Source organism: Bowmanella dokdonensis, from assembly GCF_017254865.1.
GTDB lineage: Bacteria > Pseudomonadota > Gammaproteobacteria > Enterobacterales > Alteromonadaceae > Bowmanella > Bowmanella dokdonensis.
Map to the genome: position 1 here is coordinate 1 of NZ_JAFKCV010000001.1, position 17,841 is coordinate 17,841.

The window sequence follows — 17,841 nt, forward strand, 5'->3', positions numbered from 1 at the left end:
CGAGCATTACAACCATGTTCGCCCGCATAGCTCACTGAATTACATGTCGCCTGTTGAGTATGCAAAACAGGCAGCTTAAGCAGGAAAATCTCATTGAGGGATTGGTACTAATCTCGGGGAAAGGTCAGTTCCTTTTCTCCTTTGAACATGTTTTCAATAATAGATGCATCATGCATCCACCTTGATTTCTACAGGAAATAAGTTTAAACGGCAAGCCGATTTGAAGAAGGAGATTGTGTTCACCAACACCTGAGTTGTATGTTGCCGAAGTTAAATGCCATAACCCATGAGCAGGGCCCGCCAGTTATCAGGTTGCCAGTAATAAGGCTGGCAACGGCCAGTTTCTTTATTTAGCGAGCGTTGCAACCGCTCCAGGTTGGCCTGTTTCCAGCCCTGTCCGGATTTCACTGCGCAGCGGTCAAAATCGATCAGCCAGACCTTTTCTGCTTTATCCAGCATCAGATTGTGGATATTCAGATCATGATGGTAAACCTGCATCTGGTGCATCCTGCTGATGGCCTGTCCGACTTTCTGCCAAAGATCCGGCTCCAGTGGTTGAGTGCACAAAATCTGATGTAGATCCCGCGCATCAGGAATCTGCTGCTGAATGATGTCTGCCCGGTAAACCAGCCCTCTACGCTCAACATGCGCCGCCACCGGACGTGGCACGGGCAACTGACGCTGTACCATCCAGTCCAGTAATTTGACTTCCCGCCAGGGGCGGGTCTGCTGAAGACCCAGATACAGGAACTGATCGGTAAGTATTTTCCCCACCAGGCCGCCCCGCCGGTAATGGCGCAGCACCAGTGGCTGGCCGTCGGATTCAATAAAATAGGTGGTGCCCCGGCCTTTGGCCTGTCCGCGCACCGCTCCCCGGCTTTGCCAGTAACCGATACTGAACTGTTCTGAGGTCGGGTTGGGAAGCAGGTTTTTATCAAACAGCCAGTGGTGATCACCCTGGCAATTCTGTATGAGGCTCGACATCTTATGGCATGCTTGTGGTACATTCGGCCTTTTATAACACAATGCCCCAAGCGTCGGACATGTCATTGAACAATCTCTGTATTCTGCGCCTTTCTGCCATTGGTGATGTCTGCCACGCGATGGCGCTGGTGCAACGTATTCGCCACCACTGGCCGGATTGCCGGATTACCTGGGTGATAGGCAAGATTGAACATCAATTGGTGGGCGATATACCCGGCATCAGGTTTGTGGTGTTTGACAAAAAGCAGGGCAGGGCGGCCTATCAGCGACTGAAAACTGAGCTGGCAGGTGAGGTCTTCGACGCCTTGTTGCTGATGCAGGTGGCGTTTCGCGCCAACCTGGCGGCCAGGCAGATCCGGGCCCGCAGGAAAATCGGCTTCGACTGGCAACGCAGCAAGGAACTGCACTGGTGGTTTACCGACACCCGCATCGCCCCGCAGCGTCATGCCCATGTGCTGGATGGCTTTATGGCCTTTGCTGATGCCATTGGTGTACCGCCGGTGGAAAAGCCCCAGTGGCACATCCCCATACCAAAGGAGCACAGAGAGTGGGCCGATACACAAGCAAAGGGGTTGGGCAAATTTGTCATCATCAGCCCGGCGGCCAGTAAAGCCGAACGCAACTGGTTGCCTGAACGCTATGCCCAAGTAGCGGACTATCTTCACCAAAAGGGATTTACAGTGGTGCTTTGCGGCGGGCCGGCCAAACTGGACAGGGAGTTGGCTGACAAGATCAAGCAGCATACCAATATTGTCCAAGAAGACTATGTTGGTAAGACCAACCTGAAACAACTACTGGCCCTGATTGAGAGAGCCGAACTGGTAATTGCTCCGGATACCGGTCCGGCACATATGGCCACTACCGTGGGTACTCCGGTGATTGGTCTGTATGCCCACAGCAACCCAAGACGCACCGGGCCCTATCTGGATCTGGACAAAGTGGTCTCTGTGTATGATCAGGTCGTAGAAGAACAAAAGGGCAAGTCCTGGCAGGAATTGCCCTGGGGAACCCGGGTCAAGGGGGGCGACCTGATGGCGCGCATTCAGGCCGGGACGGTTGTTGAACAGATAGATAAGCTGTTACTTACCAACAAGATCTGTCCAGTATCGGAGCCCTGCTGAGATCAGGCTGGTCCTCCCTTCAATATCTGACAGTTCGTCCTGACTGGCACATCTGGCCCGCGGAGCGTTGGTGCAGCCTTCCAAGTAGCGGCATAAGCCAAACAGCAGACAAAAGGTCCTCTTCAAAGCATATGTCAGTATGACTTTGAGTTGCGCTGTATCTTACTCAGGGTTTCCTTGGCATAGGCGCTCTCCCAGTCCCGCTTATTGGTAGTCGAACAGACGCGTTCGCTGAAGCGGGTGCCGCTGACCTGAATCCGCTCACACTTGTAGCCGACTTCCGGAGGGGCGTAGCGCAGCAGGCAATCCTGCCGTTCCGTTTTACTTAAGTCGTAATCGAAACAGCCTTTTAGGGCTTCGTTACGCTCGGAGTCCGAGAGGTTTTCCAGGCTGGCATATTTCTGTTGTGGGTCAGAGGCGCATGCGGTTAACAAAACTACTCCGAGAGAAAGAACGAAATGATAGGAAGGTGTTTTTTTCATGACTAAGCTCCATTTATAGTGAACCAGCAAGCAGGCTCAAGGAGTTAGTCTAGAAAACGTTCAAAAATAAAGCAATATTATGGAATATAAATGAAAAACAAAGAGTTACAGGCGGGTTTAATAAGACCCGCCTGTATCCTGACTAGCCGCCTGCGTCTTTGCGTGAGGCGTGCTGGGAAACGCTATGCATGGTTTCCAATGCGGCTTGACGTTCAGCTTCTCTCTGGCGCTGAGTTGAGCAGACGCGCTCGCCAAAACGGGTCCCAGTAACGGGGCGGGTTTCGCAGCGGTAGCCCACTTCTGCGGGGGCGTACCGGGCGATGCAATCCTGGCGCTCAGACTTGCTGATGTCTTCTTTGAAGCATTCTTTCAGGGCTTCGTTTCTTTCCGTATCGGAGAGGTGATCCAGGCTCGCATACTTGGAGTCGGGGTTGGACGTACATCCTGCCATGGCTGCGGCGGCACCTACCATCATCATCAACACTAGTTTTCTCATGGGATCCTCCATTCGATATTTACTTTCCATTTGGTCATTCTCTGCCGTCATCCTGCTTTGTACGGAACATGTCAAAGTCTGGCAGCCGTGGTGTAAACAATTCGTCATCGCAACGCTTCATTTAGCGACAATGCCGAACATGGCTTTGCAAATTATTTGCACGTACCTGTCTAAAGTAACGGCATCTGAATTGCAAGGGACAATTTGTAACAAATTGGTCTGCAGTGGGTGGTCGGGTTTCCCTGCGGATTATTGGAGCAAAGCATAAGTGCGAAGGACTGCGCCGCGGTTTTCCTCCAATACGGCCTTTCCTGCCTGGCCGGCTTGTTCGGCCCTCTCAGTATGGGCCAACCACTGCTGGCATTGGATCAGCAGGTCCTGCTGATCATGCACCGTTATCAGTGCTCCTGCCTGCTGCAGGGTCTGGCATATTTCTGGGTTGTTGAATTGCGAAGGGCCCATCAGCACCGGTACCGCCAATGCCGACGCCTCCAAGGCATTATGTCCGCCTCTGTCGGCCAGGCTGCCGCCGACAAAAGCAATGTCTGCCAATGCATAGCATTGTTGCAGCATGCCCATCCTGTCGATGAGTAATATATCGGTGGCCGCGTCGCAGCGCTTTTCTTCACTGACCCGGATGCAGGCCTGAGAAACGGCGGTACATAGATTCCAGACCGGCTCAAATCTTTGAGGGTGGCGTGGCACAAGAATCAGTATCAATTCAGGGAACTGTTTTTTAAGTATCTGGTAGACCTGAATCAGTATTTTCTCTTCGCCATCATGGGTGCTGCCCCCCAGTAAGACGCGTCGCTGCTGCAAGGCAAACTTTTCCACCAGTTGGGCTTTTAACACCATTTTATCCTGTACCGCCAGATCAAACTTCATATTGCCGGTCAGGACCAGGCGCTGCCTGGGTACGCCGAGGTTCAGATAATTCTCGTAGTCACGCTGCCCCTGAGCACAGACAAGATGCAATCTTTGTAGCATGCTCACAAACAGGGAGCCGAACCTGGCATAACGACGTGCCGATCTGTCAGTCATCCTTGCATTGACAATGATCACGGGGATGCTCTGCCGCCGACACAGATGCAGCAGGTTGGGCCAGAGTTCCACTTCGACGACCAACACCTTGGACGGTTTTATCTGGTGCAGCAGCCTGGACATCAGCCAAGGCAGATCTATGGGCAGATAGCGCTGGCAGACCTGCCCGGCAAACAACTCCCTGGCTCTTTGCCTGCCAGTCAATGTGGTAGTGGTCACTGTTATGGGTAGATGGGGTTGTTCGGCGAGTATTTTGCGGATAAGCGGAGCGGCTGCCATCACTTCCCCTACTGATACGCAATGAATCAGCAGGCCGCCGTATTGGTTCCTGGCTCGTTCAATTCCGATGCGGGCCAGCCAACGTTGCCGGACCTCCGGGCCGCCCAAAATGCTCCTGAACAAAGACCAGGGGAGAATCAACAGGACCAGAAGGCCCAGGAGCACACTGTATCCTGTGCGAGCAATGGTTACCCTGAATTGGCTCTCAGTCTGGGTTGTTCTGTCTGACATGATAAAAAGGATTGATTCGGGAGGGTCACTTTAACAGAAACAGGCTGAGTTTTGTCATTCTCGCAAAGGGTTAATGACTGCAAAGGATCAGTGAATCACTCTGACGCAGTATGGCGGCAAAGAAAAGTAATTAACAATTTGATTTGGCAGGCTAAATACATTTGAATTGGCAGAGATGGGCTATGCTTCTGATTGCCGGAGCAGCGTATTAGGTCATGGGGAGAAGGACTTGATCAGGGAAGTAAAGAGGATATCCAAATCCGGATGGCTGCTCGGTATAGCACTTTGTTGCTCCGTCATATTACCTCTCAGGGCTCAGGAAGTGGTCAGTGAGGTGCAGGTTATCGTGAGTGACAGTATCAATCTCGATGAATTGTCGGCTGCCCAGTTACGTCGAATCTTTACCATGCGTCAGCGCCAGTGGCCCAGCGGCGAACCGATCAAGGTCTATGTGCTACCCAATCAGGATCCGCTTCACCAGCATTTTACCAAGTCCCAACTGAGTATGTTTCCCTATCAGTTGGAAAGACTGTGGAACAAGCTGGTCTATTCGGGGCTGAGTGAACGTCCCCTGGAGGTGTACAGCCAGGACCAGATGTTGAAGGCGATCGGTGCGACCCCTGGCGCAATCGGTTATCTCTCAAAAGAGATAGTGTTAGAGGGAAGGGGCGTAAAAAAATTAAGCGTTGTAAAAGGAGACAGCCATGACTAAGGGATTAGGGGCGATGCTTGTCCTGGGGCTTGTGAGCTGGAGTGTGTGCCTGGCTGCGGCTGAGGATGACACTGTCTGGCACGGTTTTGTTGCCCAGGGGGTCATGCGGGCGCAGGACAGCAACTTTGTCAATGACTCAGGGAAGCTGTCAACCAACCTGACCGAAGTGGGGCTGAACTTTTCCCATGGGCTGAGCAATAACCTGCGGGTAGCAGGCCAGGCTGTTTATCTGGATGGCGGTAATCGATACCCACAAGGGGCAAGGGTCGATTACCTGTTTGCCGATTGGACCCTGGTGCAAACTGCCGACTGGCAAGCCAACATGCACCTGGGGCGCTTCAAAAACTACCACTGGTTATACTCATCGACGCGTGACGTGCCTCACACCCGCCCCTCTATCGTGTTGCCTCAATCTATTTACTTCGATGTTTTTCGGGATCTTATTGTCGGCAATGATGGCCTGGCCCTGGTGCTTAATTTGGACAATTCCATGGGTGAGTGGGAAGCCTATTGGAGTTACGGTTCCACACCGGTGGACCAGGAACAGATGAAGAACTTTCTTGGTAAAGAGGCCAACGGCGACCTGGAACAGGATTTTGTCCATCAGCTCAGTGTTTATTTCCGCCCCAGGAATTACAACCTTCAAATGGGGTTGGTGCTGTTGGATTCGGACTTTACCTACCGCAGTGAGAGCGCTGACTTCTTCTTAGATGGCAAGGGACAGTCTCAACGAACCATGCTGAACTTTCGCTATAACGCTGAACATTGGGAGATTGCTGCCGAGCTGATTCAGGAACGGGCGGTATTCAGGGGATTGATTCACCCGGCCTATGTGAGGGATGCAAAATCTCAGGGAGGATTTGTCCAGGGAAGAGCCTTTATCAACAAAGACATCACGGCCATGGTCAGGCTGGATATTCTGGATATGGACAAGGATGACCGGGGCGGAGAGAAATTTGAACAGGAAACCGGCATCCCTCAAAGGTTCGCCTATATGGACAGCCTTACCCTGGGACTCACCTGGAAACTTGCACCCCAGTGGAAGCTGCAGGCTGAATATCACAAATTCAAGGGCACCAGTCGGTTATCCCCTATTTTCCTGCCTGATGTTCAGCTCAATGATCAAAAATACTGGGATATGTGGGCCGTACAATTGATGTATTGGTTCTGACATGCCCCTGTTTGTCAGCCTGCCCTGGAAAATACTCAGCCTGCTGGTGGGCGGATTGTTGCTTGCCACCCTGATCCTGACGAAGAGCTGGCTCGACAAACTGGATCAGGACTTTGCCCGTCAACAGGAGCTGATGCTGAAAAAAGACACCCAACAGTATCAGTTGCTTAACGATATGCTGTTGGGAAGAATGGCGGCAAGACTGGAGTCATTGATTCGCTACGGCGAGACAGACATGGGCAGTGCAGACAAGGTCGCACATCTGATGGAGCAGGAGTTGGAGCACCTGCAGTTGCACTGGCAGATAGGTGACCTCTGGCTGTTCGGGGCCAACGGCCGGTTGATGTATGGATCAAGACCTGCTCCAGCAGGAGTTATCGCCGATGTCAGCAGGGTGGCAAAGACACAAACCACGCTGTCGGAAATAAGATGTCAACGCGGCTGTGAGCAATTCCTTTCTTTACCTGTCCTGACTTCGGGCGAGTCCTGGGTAATTCTCTCTGCCAGCAGTGCAATGCTGGAACTACTGGCCTATCTTAATCAGTCCACCGGTGCCGAGCTTGCCTTGCTGGGGGCGGAATCAGACCTAAACCACAAAGCCATCCTCTTCAAAGAGCTCACACTGCATCCCCCGCTGGCTGCCAGTAAACAACGGCGTTTTCGCCAGGTGCTTGCACAACTGTCCCCGGCAATGACCTTGTCGCGTATGTTGCAGGAGGGGGCCAGGGTGCAGTTCGAAGGCAGCATGCTGCTGCTTAACCTCATTGTCCTGCAAGCCGAACCGGCGGGACCCTATCTGTTACTGATGCATGACATCACGACAATACAGCAGGCCCACCAGGCTTACCAAAAGCGGGTGATCCTGGTGGCGACATTCATCGTGGTGCTGTTACTGGCAATATTTTTCTGGCTGACCAACAGCTTCAGGCGCCGGCTTGTATCACTGTCACGCAGCCTGCCGCTGCTGGCGCAAAAGCGTTATCAGGAATTCTATCGCATGCAGTCGGGCTCCCGCCCCTTTCTGTCCGACGAGCTGGAGCAGCTTAGACAGTCAGCCGGGAATCTGGCCGGGGAACTGGAGAGACTGGATTCCCAGGTGGAGTCTCATACCAGTGAGCTGGAGCGTATCGCCCTGTATGACAAACTGACCGGGTTGCCCAACCGCAACAGATTAAATCAGGTGCTTGAGCAATCGGTGGACAAGCTTGGTCAGACAGGGCGAATCCTGGCGGTGATGTTCCTCGACTTCGATGATTTTCGCAAAGTAAACGACAGTCACGGCCACTCCCTGGGTGATGCCTTTCTGACAGAGGTGGCTAAAGAATTGGCGGGTAGTATTGATACTGGTGATTTTCTCTGCCGGTTTGGCGGCGACGAATTTGTACTGGTGCTCTCTCCCCGGGAGGATCTGCGGGAGATAGTCCGTATCGCTGAATCCGTGCAGCAACGCTTTTTTCTGCCGGTGAAAGTAAAGCAATTCCGCTTTTATGTCTCTGTCAGTATCGGTATTGCAACTACCTCAGACCCTGCCAGTGAGCCGGAAGAGCTGGTCAGGCAGGCCGATATGGCTATGTACCATGCCAAGGATCAGGGGGTGCGACGCCCAAGCCTTTATACAGAGCAGATGCACCAGCATCTGCTCAGGCGCAATCTACTGGAAGAGGAAGTACGTCATGCTCTGAACCGGGATCAATTCTGTTTTGCCCTGCAACCTCAGATCGAAATCCTCACGGGCCGGCTGGTGGGCTTTGAAGCTCTGCTGCGTTGGACCCACCCTGAAAAGGGGGTGATAGCACCCGATGAATTTATTCCACTGCTGGAGAATTCCGAGAACCTGCTCAACATTGGCTACTGGGGCCTGCGCAGGGTATTTGAGTTGCTGGTGCAGCTGGAGGAGCAGGGCCTCACTGAGGTCAAGCTGGCCGTGAACCTGTCCGCAGAACAGTTGCTGGATCCTCGTCTTTGCAGCTATCTGAAGGAGTTACTTGGTGAATACGGGCCGCTGGCCAACCGCCTCGAACTGGAATTGACCGAGCGAACCCTGGTGAAGGATATCGAACTGTGTCTGCAGGTGATGAATGATCTCCGATCCCTGGGCTTCACATTCAGCATTGATGATTTTGGTACGGGATATTCATCCTTGAGCTACCTGAAAAAGATACCGGTGGATGTGATCAAGATAGACCGTAGCTTTGTTATCGGCATGCTGGAAAATGCTCCCGATTACCAGATCGTCGCCTCTACCGTGGCTATGGTTCACAACCTGGGCATGCAGATGGTCGCAGAGGGAGTGGAAACCCGGGCCCAACTGGACTGCCTGCGGGAGCTGGAATGCGAAATTGGGCAGGGCTATCATATTTCCCGGCCTATTCTGGAAAAGGATCTCCCCAGCGTATTGCAGCGGCGACTGCTGCAGGGTATCTGGCAGTGGCCTGAAAACTAAGGTCGCTGGCAACCGCAGCTTGCAGGTGGTTCGACCTATCATTTGCAGCCCCTGCTGTACCTTTCCGCCCTCTGTCTTTTACAATGTGCGCTTTCGCGCAACAGTTTACGGAGCATTCGATGAATCAGGTTTTTTTCGCACACCTGCAGGAGCAGTTGGACGAGGTGCGGGAGCAAGGGCTGTATAAAGGCGAGCGGATAATTACCTCGCAGCAGCAGGCCGATATCAGCATCAGTAGCGGTGAGCATGTACTGAACTTCTGTGCGAACAATTATCTGGGCCTGGCCAATCATGCGGATTTGATTGAAGCGGCTAAATCCGGATTGGATAGTCATGGTTTCGGCATGGCGTCGGTGCGTTTCATCTGTGGCACCCAGGACATCCACAAAGAATTGGAACAGAAAATCAGTGGTTTTCTGGGGATGGAAGACACAATTTTATACTCTTCCTGCTTTGACGCCAATGCAGGACTGTTTGAAACCCTGCTGGGCGAGGAAGATGCGATCATCTCTGATGCGCTTAATCACGCCAGTATCATAGATGGTGTGCGCCTATGCAAGGCCAGGCGATATCGCTATGCCAACAACGATATGGCTGAGTTGGAAAAACAGCTACAGCAGGCACAAGCGGACGGTGCGCGCTTCAAGCTGATTGCCACCGACGGCGTCTTTTCCATGGACGGTGTGATTGCCAACCTCAAGGCCATCTGTGATCTTGCTGACAAATACGATGCACTTGTGATGGTGGATGACTCCCATGCGGTGGGATTTGTCGGCGAACAGGGCAGAGGCAGCCATGAGCACTGTGATGTAATGGGACGGGTGGATATCATCACCGGCACGCTGGGCAAGGCCCTGGGAGGGGCTTCCGGCGGCTTTACCTCGGCTAAGCGTGAGGTCATTGAGTGGTTGCGTCAGCGCTCCCGTCCTTATCTTTTTTCTAATTCTCTGGCGCCAGCCATTGTCAGTGCCTCCATCCGCGTGCTGGATATGCTGGCCGAAGGGGGAGAATTGCGTGACAAGCTGCGTAACAACAGCCGCTATTTCCGGCAGCGCATGAGTGCTGCAGGATTCAAGCTGGCCGGGGCAGACCATGCCATCATCCCGGTTATGCTCGGCGACGCCAAACTGGCCAGCCAGATGGCCGAAAAAATGCTTGAGAAAGGCATCTATGTGGTGGGTTTTTCCTTTCCCGTGGTGCCCAAAGGGCAGGCGCGCATCCGCACACAGATGTCCGCAGCCCACAGCAAGGATCAGCTAGATCGGGCCATTGACGCCTTTATCGAAACGGGCAAAGAACTGGGGGTGATTGCATGAAAGCCTTAGCCAAACTACATGCCAAGCCAGGGATCTGGATGGCCGATACAGAGCGGCCCGAAGTGGGCCACAATGATCTGTTGATTAAAATCCGCAAGACCGCCATCTGCGGCACGGACATGCATATTTATCACTGGGACGAATGGTCACAGAAGACCATTCCCGTGCCTATGGTGGTAGGTCATGAGTATGTGGGCGAAGTGGCGGACATGGGCCAGGAAGTGACAGGGTTCAAGGTTGGCGATCGGGTGTCAGGGGAAGGCCATATCACCTGTGGGCACTGTCGCAACTGTCGTGCCGGTCGTCGCCACCTTTGCCGCAATACCACTGGCGTTGGCGTAAACCGCCCCGGCGCTTTTGCCGAGTATCTGGTGATTCCGGCGTTCAACGCCTTTAAGATCCCCGACAATATCTCCGATGAGCTGGCATCCATATTCGATCCCTTCGGCAATGCCGTGCATACGGCCCTGTCCTTCGATCTGGTAGGGGAAGACGTGCTGATTACCGGTGCCGGTCCTATCGGCATCATGGCCGCGGCCGTGGCCCGCCATGTTGGCGCACGGCATGTGGTGATCACCGACCTCAACGACTACCGGCTGGATCTGGCCAGGAAAATGGGTGCGACCCGCACCGTCAATGTGGGCAAGGAAAATCTCGGCGAGGTCATGAAGGAGCTTGGCATGACGGAAGGTTTCGATGTGGGCCTGGAAATGTCCGGTGTCCCGGTCGCCTTTCGCGACATGCTGGCCAAGATGAATCATGGCGGCAAGATTGCCATGCTGGGAATTCCCTCTGAGGCGACGGCCATTGACTGGAACCAGGTGATCTTCAAGGGGCTGGTGATCAAGGGTATCTATGGCAGGGAAATGTTTGAAACCTGGTACAAGATGGTCAGCCTGTTGCAAAGCGGCCTGGACCTTAGCCCGATCATTACCCACAGATTTGAGGTGGAGCAGTTCCAGCAGGGCTTTGAGACCATGGCCTCCGGCCAGTCCGGCAAAGTCGTCCTGAGCTGGTAGATAATGAAACAATTTGAACATATAGATGCCGTGCAGGCTGCCAGCTGGCTCAAAGAAGGAGCCGTAAAGCTGGTGGATATCCGCGACCCCCAGTCTTTCGCCGCCGGACATATTCAGGATGCGAGGCACCTGAGTAATGAAAATATCACTCAGTTCCTGGCGGAAACAGACAAGAGTACACCTGTCATAGTCTGTTGCTACCACGGCAACAGCAGCCAGCAAGCTGCCCAGTTCCTGATCCAGCAAGGCTTCGAGCAGGTTTACAGTCTGGACGGTGGATTCGGGCATTGGCGGTTGAGTTTTCCCTTTGTCAGCGGATGAGCCTGAACAGCGGCTTCTGATCGCGTTTGGTCGGGAGTCTGACGCCAGATTGCTGAGTAGTTATCTCAAGCAGCAAGGTATCGCTGTGGTTTATCAGCGTCTGACGGGGGAGCATGCCCATGGGCTGGTACTGTTGGATCCTGTTCAGCGTGACGAGGCAAAGGGGCTGATTGCGGCATTTCTAGATAATCCCAGGGCTCAAAAATATCAGCAGGCCGCCTGGCAACAGGGGGAGTTGGTCAAAATGCAGACTGCAGGGACTGATACCCCCGGAGAGTGGCTGGCAAGAGCCCGCTCCGCTCCCCTGACCAGTTTGATTTTGATCCTTTGTCTGCTGGTATACGGAGCTAGCCTGCTGGGCTGGTTTATGCCCCTGTTACAGTGGTTGTCTTTCCAGCCAGTCGCTATTTTGCTGGACAACCAGCAGTGGTGGCGCTTGCTGGGCCCGGCATTCCTGCATTTTTCCGCCCTGCACATCATCTTCAACCTGCTATGGTGGGGGTTGTTGGGGGGACAGGTGGAGAAACGGCTGGGTACGGTGAATCTGAGCATCATATTTCTACTGACGGCGGTTCTGTCCAACTACGGTCAGTTTATTGCCTCCGGCCCCAACTTCGGCGGCTTGTCGGGAGTGGTATACGGGCTGATGGGGTTTGTCTGGTGGTGCGGCTGGCTGCGCCCTCAATGGGGGCTGAGCCTGTCCAGGCCCCTGGTTGGTTTTATTCTGGTCTGGCTGGTTTTAGGCTATGCCGATGTGCTCTGGGTCAGCATGGCGAACACTGCCCATACCATTGGCTTGATTACCGGCTGTTTACTGGCAGTGATATATACCAGGGTGGGTCGTTAGCGGGACAATTTTAAGGAAAGCAATTGAATACCAATTTCTTAGATAAGCCAGTCAGTCCTTCTCTTATACCAATTGGTATTAACCCTGATACAGATATTTGGTAAAAATCACGTCCTTGACCAGCGGGGAACCGGTCTCCTGCTGCATCAGTTCGCGCAACGTACGCAGCACGTCCTGGCGAATTTCTTCCCGACCGGTCAGTGACTTGACCTTTTCTTCCGGCTGGCGCCCAAAAATATCGATGGTCGTGGCTCTGAGCAAGGGGGCGTGATGCTCGGCAGTTTCCAGATGGTTGGCGTCCTCAAGCATCAGCTCCACCGTCACACGCACGTATCCGAGGTTTTTGCTGCTTTCACTCAGGTAATTGGTCACGATATCCGGCTCGAGGCCATAGTAAGCATAGGCTCCCATGGCATTCTGGCCGCTCATCATCAGGCAGATCAGACCTATCCAGCGCCATTTCTTGCTTAACATTATTGTCCTCGCAGACTGATAGAAAAATCACCAGCATTTTATCAGTATTTGGCCAACCCGCTCCAGTATTTGCTGCATGCAGACCCGGAGGGTATCATGCACACTTTATCGGCCAACCTTCAGAAACCATTGATATTATCTGCCGAATTCCCGCTGTCGCTGGAAACCGACTGGATTGCGCCACAGTCTATCAGAGTGCCGGACTTTCACCTCAGAAACTGGTTGTTGGACACTGGCTCCCTGACCGAGAGACTGCAGTCCCATTGTCGGCAGTTCCGTGTGCAATTGCTCGGACAGGCACCCTTACCCCTGCTTGATAATGAGCGCGAGCAGATGGGCCCGGTGGACTACCTGGTACGTGAAGTGATCCTCTGGGGAGACGACAGGCCCTGGGTATTCGCCCGCTCATTGCTGCCCAGAGCTTTGTGTGAACAGGATAGGGGGGAATTGTCCAATCTGGGTGAAAAGCCCCTTGGAAGCATTCTGTTCAATGACGCCCGTTTCGAACGCCAGCCTTTTCAGGTGACCCGCTTGTCAGCGGCCCATCGCCTCCAGAGTGCGCTTAAACTGCCAGGTACCCAGGTATTGTGGGGGCGACGTTCGGTGTTTCATTATCTGCAGTGGCGCATGATGGTGGCCGAGGTATTTCTTCCGCAATGTCCGGCTTACAAACAAATGGGAGCGCCCCATGCCGGATAAGGCCACCTGGATCGCCTATGCCAGGCTGATGCGCATGGACAAGCCCGTGGGGATCTACTTGCTTCTCTGGCCGACAATCTGGGCTTTGTGGCTGGCCAACATGGGCACGCCGGACAGTAAACTCCTGCTGGTGTTCTGTCTGGGGGTCTTCCTGATGCGTTCGGCAGGCTGTGTAATCAATGACTATGCTGACCGGCATTTTGACGGTGAAGTCAAACGAACCTCCACACGTCCCCTGGTCAGTGGCCAGGTTTCTGAGCGCCAGGCCCTGGGCCTGTTCAGTATACTGGTATTGCTGGCGTTTGCCCTGGTGTTGCTGCTCAACTGGCAGACTGTCGTGCTGTCGTTTGGTGCGCTGGCTCTGGCAGCCAGCTATCCATTTATGAAGCGTTTTACCTATCTGCCGCAGTTTGTTCTCGGGGCGGCCTTCAGTTGGGGGATTCCCATGGCCTTTATGGCCAGTAACCAAACCCTGCCATGGTGGGCCTGGGTATTGTATCTGGCAAACCTGCTCTGGACTGTGGCTTATGATACCCAGTACGCTATGGTAGACAGGGATGATGATCTGCGTATCGGCATTAAATCGACCGCCATCCTGTTTGGGCGCCATGACAGGCTGATCATCGGTCTTCTGCAGGGCATCTTTCTTCTTCTGATGCTGTGGCTGGGTCTCCTGCTGTCGCTGGGAACCGCGTTTTATATCGCCTGGTCAGGCGCGCTGATTTTGTCCGGCTACCAGCAATGGCTGATAGCCGGGCGTGAACGGGACAGATGCTTTCGTGCCTTTATAAACAACCATTATCTGGGCTTGTTACTGGCCCTCGGCCTTATCATCGATCTGAGCCTCTGAATGGTGCAACTGATAGAGTTTTTGTGCCACGTCCGCATTGACCAGAGAGACTATCAGCTCTTTTAGGGCGGCACTTTGCACAGTGTGCATCAGGCCGCCTTCCTCGCTGGCTCCGACCAGATCATTGTCCTTCAGAGCATTGATAAAGCTGGCAAAAACATTCTTATCGTAGAACTCAGGTGCCTGGACACCGTTAATGGCAGACAAGTGCTCTGCCAGAGCCCGGCTCTGCTTTTCCAGGCTCGCCCTGGCAATGGATTGTTCTTTCTCAAGTACGGTCAAGACGATGGCATATCGCTGCAGCGTTTGTTGCACGGTCTGAGCGAGCAATGTCAGGGTCAGATAGGCTGGATCTGTGCGTTGTGCCGGTACTATCTTACGTCCTTGCTGCTGCAGCAGTCCCAGGTCCTTCATGGCATGCAGCAGTCTTTCCGTATGAGCGAGGGCCTCTTCACTGTCCATGTAGATAAACAATTCCCGCTTCAGCAATGGATAGATTGCCCCTATACCGTCCAGTAGCTTTGCTTTTTCTATGCCCTGGCCGGCCTGGACAATCGTGGCGATCAGGCCAGGCAAGGCAAACAAATGAAGAATGTTGTTGCGGTAGTAGGTTTGGGTGATGGCGCTGTATTCGTCCAGAGAAACGATGCGCCCAAAGGTATCTTCATTGATTCTGAGTTTACCCAGTGAAAGCACATGTTTGAGCAAGGACTCGCTGTCCTGTTCCGGTGCACTGATCCCCGGACTGAAAGGCTCCCTTTTTAACAGGTCCAACAGATGGGACAAGCTGGAGGCCAGCTCTTTTTCCTCCAGCGCATGGTTCTGTGCTGCCAGCAGGCACAAAGAAGCCAGGGCCATGCCGTTTACCGCGGCAGACTGATTGATGCGGCACATAACCTGATTGGCCAGATGGTTAACCGTGGGCGTCAGCCAGGACGGTTTGCGTTCGGCTTCCTGCTGAATGTCCTTGCGCCACTCAGGCACCTGCCTGTCCAGATAATGGTTGAGGTGAATGGGCTCGCCGAAATTCAGATAGCCATGGCCGTAATTTTTCAGTTTCTTGAGCGCAGAGAACAACTGCCAGAAAGATTCCTTCTTCTTGCTGCTGCCTTTCAGCTCACTCATATAGCTGCCAAGCTCCATCACGTTTTCATAGCCCAGATAAACGGGCACCAGGCTCACCGGACGCCTGACGCCCTTCAGCATGGCCTGGAGGGTCATTGCCAGCATGCCCGTTTTGGGTGGCAATAATCTACCCGTACGGCTGCGGCCCCCTTCGGGGTAATACTTGACCGGGTAGCCCCGGTTGAATAACAACTCCAGGTATTCTTTGAAGACGGCAGTATAGAGTTTGTTGCCCGCAAAGCTGCGACGCAGGAAGAAGGCGCCGCCACGCCTGAAGATGCCGCCCACGGGCCAGAAATTAAGATTGATGCCGGCGGCAATATGGGGAGTGGCCAAGCCTTCGTGATAGATAACATACGTCAGCAACAGATAGTCCATATGGCTGCGGTGGCAGGGGACATAGATAATCTCATGGCCATTTTGCGCCAGCTCACGGATTCTGGCAGCATTCTTGACCTCAATGCCGTTGTAGATCTTGTTCCAGACCCGGGTCAGCAGCCTGTCGGCAAAGCGAATCACCCCCTCCCGGTAATCAGCGGCGATTTCCTCAAGATACTCCTGAGCACGGCGGCGGGCCTGTTCCTGGCTGAGCTTCCTGTCCTTCTGCTCCTCGGTAATGGCCAGCTTAACGGCCTTGGCACCCAATATGGCATTTTGCAGCTGTTGCCGATCAATAGCCTGAGGCCCCGTCATTGCTTGCTGTCTTCGATAAAAGTGAGTCCTTGCTACACGAATCAGCTTATGGGCGATTATCTCATCACTGCCCCGTTCCTGGACCATTCGCTGGGAGGACACTGCCCGGCTGAAATAAACAAAATTGTCGCGCCCAAGAAACAACACAATAAATAGCTTGCGCAGCCAACTTGGAGAAGCCCGGTCCGCCAGCAAATCTGACCAGCCTGGCTTGGACTTTTCTGGTGCCCGTCCCCAGAACACGGACACGGGCAGCATTTGCAAATCCATCTCGGGATTTTCCCGCTGGATCCTGAGAATCTCTATAAAATTGTCAGCCACTGCGGTACTGCGAACCTTGCGGCTGAACAGGCCCTGGGGTTGCTCCAGACTGAGATTCGCCGGGTAGGTATGTCCGGCAAGGTGAATATCCCGCATAGGATCTGGGAGCCCCAGTTGTCCGGCAGCCTGCTGCAAGGCGATCAGGTCTGTGGCGGAGTGAGTGTGCAGCAGGTAAATAACGGGTTTTTCCCGGTCCAGGCCGAGCTCCTGATGGATATCCATTGGGATAGGCTTGGTCTTGACCAATAATCTGGTGGGGTATTTGATCAGGGTCAGCAACAACGAATGCAGCCAGTGCATGCAGAGAATTCCTCCGGCAGAGTTCAGATATTAAGGTAAACGCACCCGTAAAAAGTGGGCGAAGCATAGCATGCCAGGGGATATTTTTCTCAAATCCGGCCGTTCGGCGCGGGGGTGGCACTATCAGGGTTGCGATTCCCAGATAACTGGATATACTGACAGTAAAACTGTATGGAAAGACAGGTTATGCGCCCACTGACTCCCCGCCAAGAAGAAGTTTTACAACTGATAAAAGACACCATGTGCGATACGGGTATGCCGCCAACCCGGGCGGAAATTGCCAAGCGCCTGGGCTTTCGCTCCGCCAATGCTGCAGAGGAACACCTGAAGGCACTGGCCCGAAAAGGCGTGATCGACATACTGCCCGGTACCTCCCGTGGCATCAAACTCAATATTCCCCTCGAAGAGCAACAGGAGGAAGAAGGCCTGCCACTGATTGGCCGCGTGGCGGCCGGCGAACCTATCCTGGCTCAGCAGCATATTGAATCCCATTACAAGATTGATCCTAACCTGTTCCGGCCCAGGGCAGACTTCCTGCTGCGGGTGAACGGCATGAGTATGAAGGATATCGGTATTCTGGATGGTGACTTACTGGCTGTGCATCGCACATTGGATGTCAAGAATGGCCAGGTGGTGGTAGCCCGGGTCGAGGATGATGTGACCGTCAAGCGGATTGAACGTCGGGGTCGCAGCGAGATCCTGTTGCATGCAGAAAACGAAGAGTTCGCTCCTATCAAAGTGGATCTGGCCACCCAGCCCTTTTCCATTGAAGGCATTGCTGTGGGCGTGATCCGCAACGCTGACTGGATGTAATTGCCTGAATCGGCCCTAGAGCACAGAATGAGTAGATTATGACCACCTGAGCGAATCTCAGGCAGCTCCCGAAGGGCGGGGCTGAAATTTCCCCAGACTGTCC

The 17,841-nt window shown here is 53.7% G+C and carries 18 protein-coding genes; 12 read left to right on the top strand and 6 right to left on the bottom strand.

The annotated features are described in order from the left end of the window. A partial coding sequence (locus J0A66_RS23770; protein WP_144020606.1) for an integrase core domain-containing protein occupies nucleotides 1-79 on the top strand: 79 nt, incomplete at its 5' end. A gap of 191 nt (nucleotides 80-270) precedes the next feature. On the opposite strand, the gene J0A66_RS00010 is transcribed toward J0A66_RS23770, so the two are convergent. After that, nucleotides 271-984, bottom strand: coding sequence for a 3-deoxy-D-manno-octulosonic acid kinase (locus J0A66_RS00010; protein ID WP_206571719.1), 714 nt, complete (start codon nucleotides 982-984; stop codon nucleotides 271-273). Between the two features lie 59 nt (nucleotides 985-1,043). On the opposite strand from J0A66_RS00010, the gene J0A66_RS00015 reads away from it, so the two are divergent. Then, entirely contained in the window at nucleotides 1,044-2,105 is a 1,062-nt protein-coding gene (locus J0A66_RS00015) for a glycosyltransferase family 9 protein (RefSeq protein WP_206571720.1), read from the top strand. A gap of 134 nt (nucleotides 2,106-2,239) precedes the next feature. Here the strand turns inward: J0A66_RS00015 and J0A66_RS00020 are convergent, their stop codons facing one another. The 3 genes from J0A66_RS00020 to waaA all read right to left on the bottom strand — a co-directional run bounded on the left by J0A66_RS00020 (nucleotide 2,240) and on the right by waaA (nucleotide 4,634). Continuing rightward, nucleotides 2,240-2,539 carry a hypothetical protein gene (locus J0A66_RS00020; RefSeq protein ID WP_206571721.1) on the bottom strand — a complete coding sequence of 100 codons (300 nt, stop codon included), beginning with the start codon at nucleotides 2,537-2,539 and terminating at the stop codon, nucleotides 2,240-2,242. Between the two features lie 190 nt (nucleotides 2,540-2,729). Then, complete coding sequence (locus J0A66_RS00025) at nucleotides 2,730-3,083, bottom strand: hypothetical protein (protein ID WP_206571722.1); 354 nt, start codon at nucleotides 3,081-3,083, stop codon at nucleotides 2,730-2,732. A 249-nt stretch (nucleotides 3,084-3,332) separates the two neighbouring features. Beyond that, entirely contained in the window at nucleotides 3,333-4,634 is a 1,302-nt protein-coding gene (gene waaA, locus J0A66_RS00030; protein ID WP_277603500.1) for a lipid IV(A) 3-deoxy-D-manno-octulosonic acid transferase, read from the bottom strand. Between the two features lie 229 nt (nucleotides 4,635-4,863). Between waaA and J0A66_RS00035 the strand changes: the two genes are divergently transcribed. The 7 genes from J0A66_RS00035 to glpG all read left to right on the top strand — a co-directional run bounded on the left by J0A66_RS00035 (nucleotide 4,864) and on the right by glpG (nucleotide 12,463). Next, nucleotides 4,864-5,346, top strand: a complete 483-nt coding sequence (locus tag J0A66_RS00035; RefSeq protein ID WP_206571724.1) for a hypothetical protein — start codon at nucleotides 4,864-4,866, stop codon at nucleotides 5,344-5,346. Continuing rightward, complete coding sequence (locus tag J0A66_RS00040; protein ID WP_206571725.1) at nucleotides 5,339-6,517, top strand: TonB-dependent receptor; 1,179 nt, start codon at nucleotides 5,339-5,341, stop codon at nucleotides 6,515-6,517. Before J0A66_RS00035 ends, J0A66_RS00040 begins: the two co-directional genes overlap by 8 nt. A gap of 1 nt (nucleotide 6,518) precedes the next feature. After that, nucleotides 6,519-8,960 carry a putative bifunctional diguanylate cyclase/phosphodiesterase gene (locus J0A66_RS00045; protein WP_206571726.1) on the top strand — a complete coding sequence of 814 codons (2,442 nt, stop codon included), beginning with the start codon at nucleotides 6,519-6,521 and terminating at the stop codon, nucleotides 8,958-8,960. Nucleotides 8,961-9,079: 119 nt separating this feature from the next. Next, on the top strand, nucleotides 9,080-10,276 hold the full coding sequence (gene kbl / locus J0A66_RS00050) for a glycine C-acetyltransferase (protein ID WP_206571727.1): 1,197 nt from the start codon (nucleotides 9,080-9,082) through the stop codon (nucleotides 10,274-10,276). Further along, entirely contained in the window at nucleotides 10,273-11,295 is a 1,023-nt protein-coding gene (gene tdh, locus J0A66_RS00055; RefSeq protein WP_206571728.1) for an L-threonine 3-dehydrogenase, read from the top strand. Before kbl ends, tdh begins: the two co-directional genes overlap by 4 nt. A gap of 3 nt (nucleotides 11,296-11,298) precedes the next feature. Further along, complete coding sequence (gene glpE / locus J0A66_RS00060; RefSeq protein ID WP_206571729.1) at nucleotides 11,299-11,616, top strand: thiosulfate sulfurtransferase GlpE; 318 nt, start codon at nucleotides 11,299-11,301, stop codon at nucleotides 11,614-11,616. Continuing rightward, nucleotides 11,603-12,463, top strand: a complete 861-nt coding sequence (glpG, locus tag J0A66_RS00065) for a rhomboid family intramembrane serine protease GlpG (RefSeq protein ID WP_206571730.1) — start codon at nucleotides 11,603-11,605, stop codon at nucleotides 12,461-12,463. The genes glpE and glpG overlap by 14 nt, the downstream gene beginning before the upstream one ends. Nucleotides 12,464-12,541: 78 nt before the next feature. Here glpG and J0A66_RS00070 read toward each other — a convergent pair whose 3' ends face one another. Beyond that, nucleotides 12,542-12,895 (bottom strand): flagellar basal body-associated protein FliL, encoded by a 354-nt coding sequence (locus J0A66_RS00070; protein WP_241263956.1) that lies wholly within the window; start codon nucleotides 12,893-12,895, stop codon nucleotides 12,542-12,544. Nucleotides 12,896-13,033: 138 nt separating this feature from the next. On the opposite strand from J0A66_RS00070, the gene J0A66_RS00075 reads away from it, so the two are divergent. After that, nucleotides 13,034-13,636, top strand: coding sequence for a chorismate--pyruvate lyase family protein (locus J0A66_RS00075; RefSeq protein ID WP_241263927.1), 603 nt, complete (start codon nucleotides 13,034-13,036; stop codon nucleotides 13,634-13,636). After that, nucleotides 13,626-14,486, top strand: a complete 861-nt coding sequence (gene ubiA, locus J0A66_RS00080) for a 4-hydroxybenzoate octaprenyltransferase (protein ID WP_206571732.1) — start codon at nucleotides 13,626-13,628, stop codon at nucleotides 14,484-14,486. The genes J0A66_RS00075 and ubiA overlap by 11 nt, the downstream gene beginning before the upstream one ends. Here ubiA and plsB read toward each other — a convergent pair. After that, nucleotides 14,448-16,925, bottom strand: a complete 2,478-nt coding sequence (gene plsB / locus J0A66_RS00085) for a glycerol-3-phosphate 1-O-acyltransferase PlsB (RefSeq protein ID WP_206571733.1) — start codon at nucleotides 16,923-16,925, stop codon at nucleotides 14,448-14,450. The two genes, ubiA and plsB, sit on opposite strands and share 39 nt — an antisense overlap. A gap of 186 nt (nucleotides 16,926-17,111) precedes the next feature. On the opposite strand from plsB, the gene lexA reads away from it, so the two are divergent. Beyond that, nucleotides 17,112-17,738, top strand: coding sequence for a transcriptional repressor LexA (gene lexA / locus J0A66_RS00090; protein WP_206571734.1), 627 nt, complete (start codon nucleotides 17,112-17,114; stop codon nucleotides 17,736-17,738). Nucleotides 17,739-17,841: the final 103 nt, after the last annotated feature.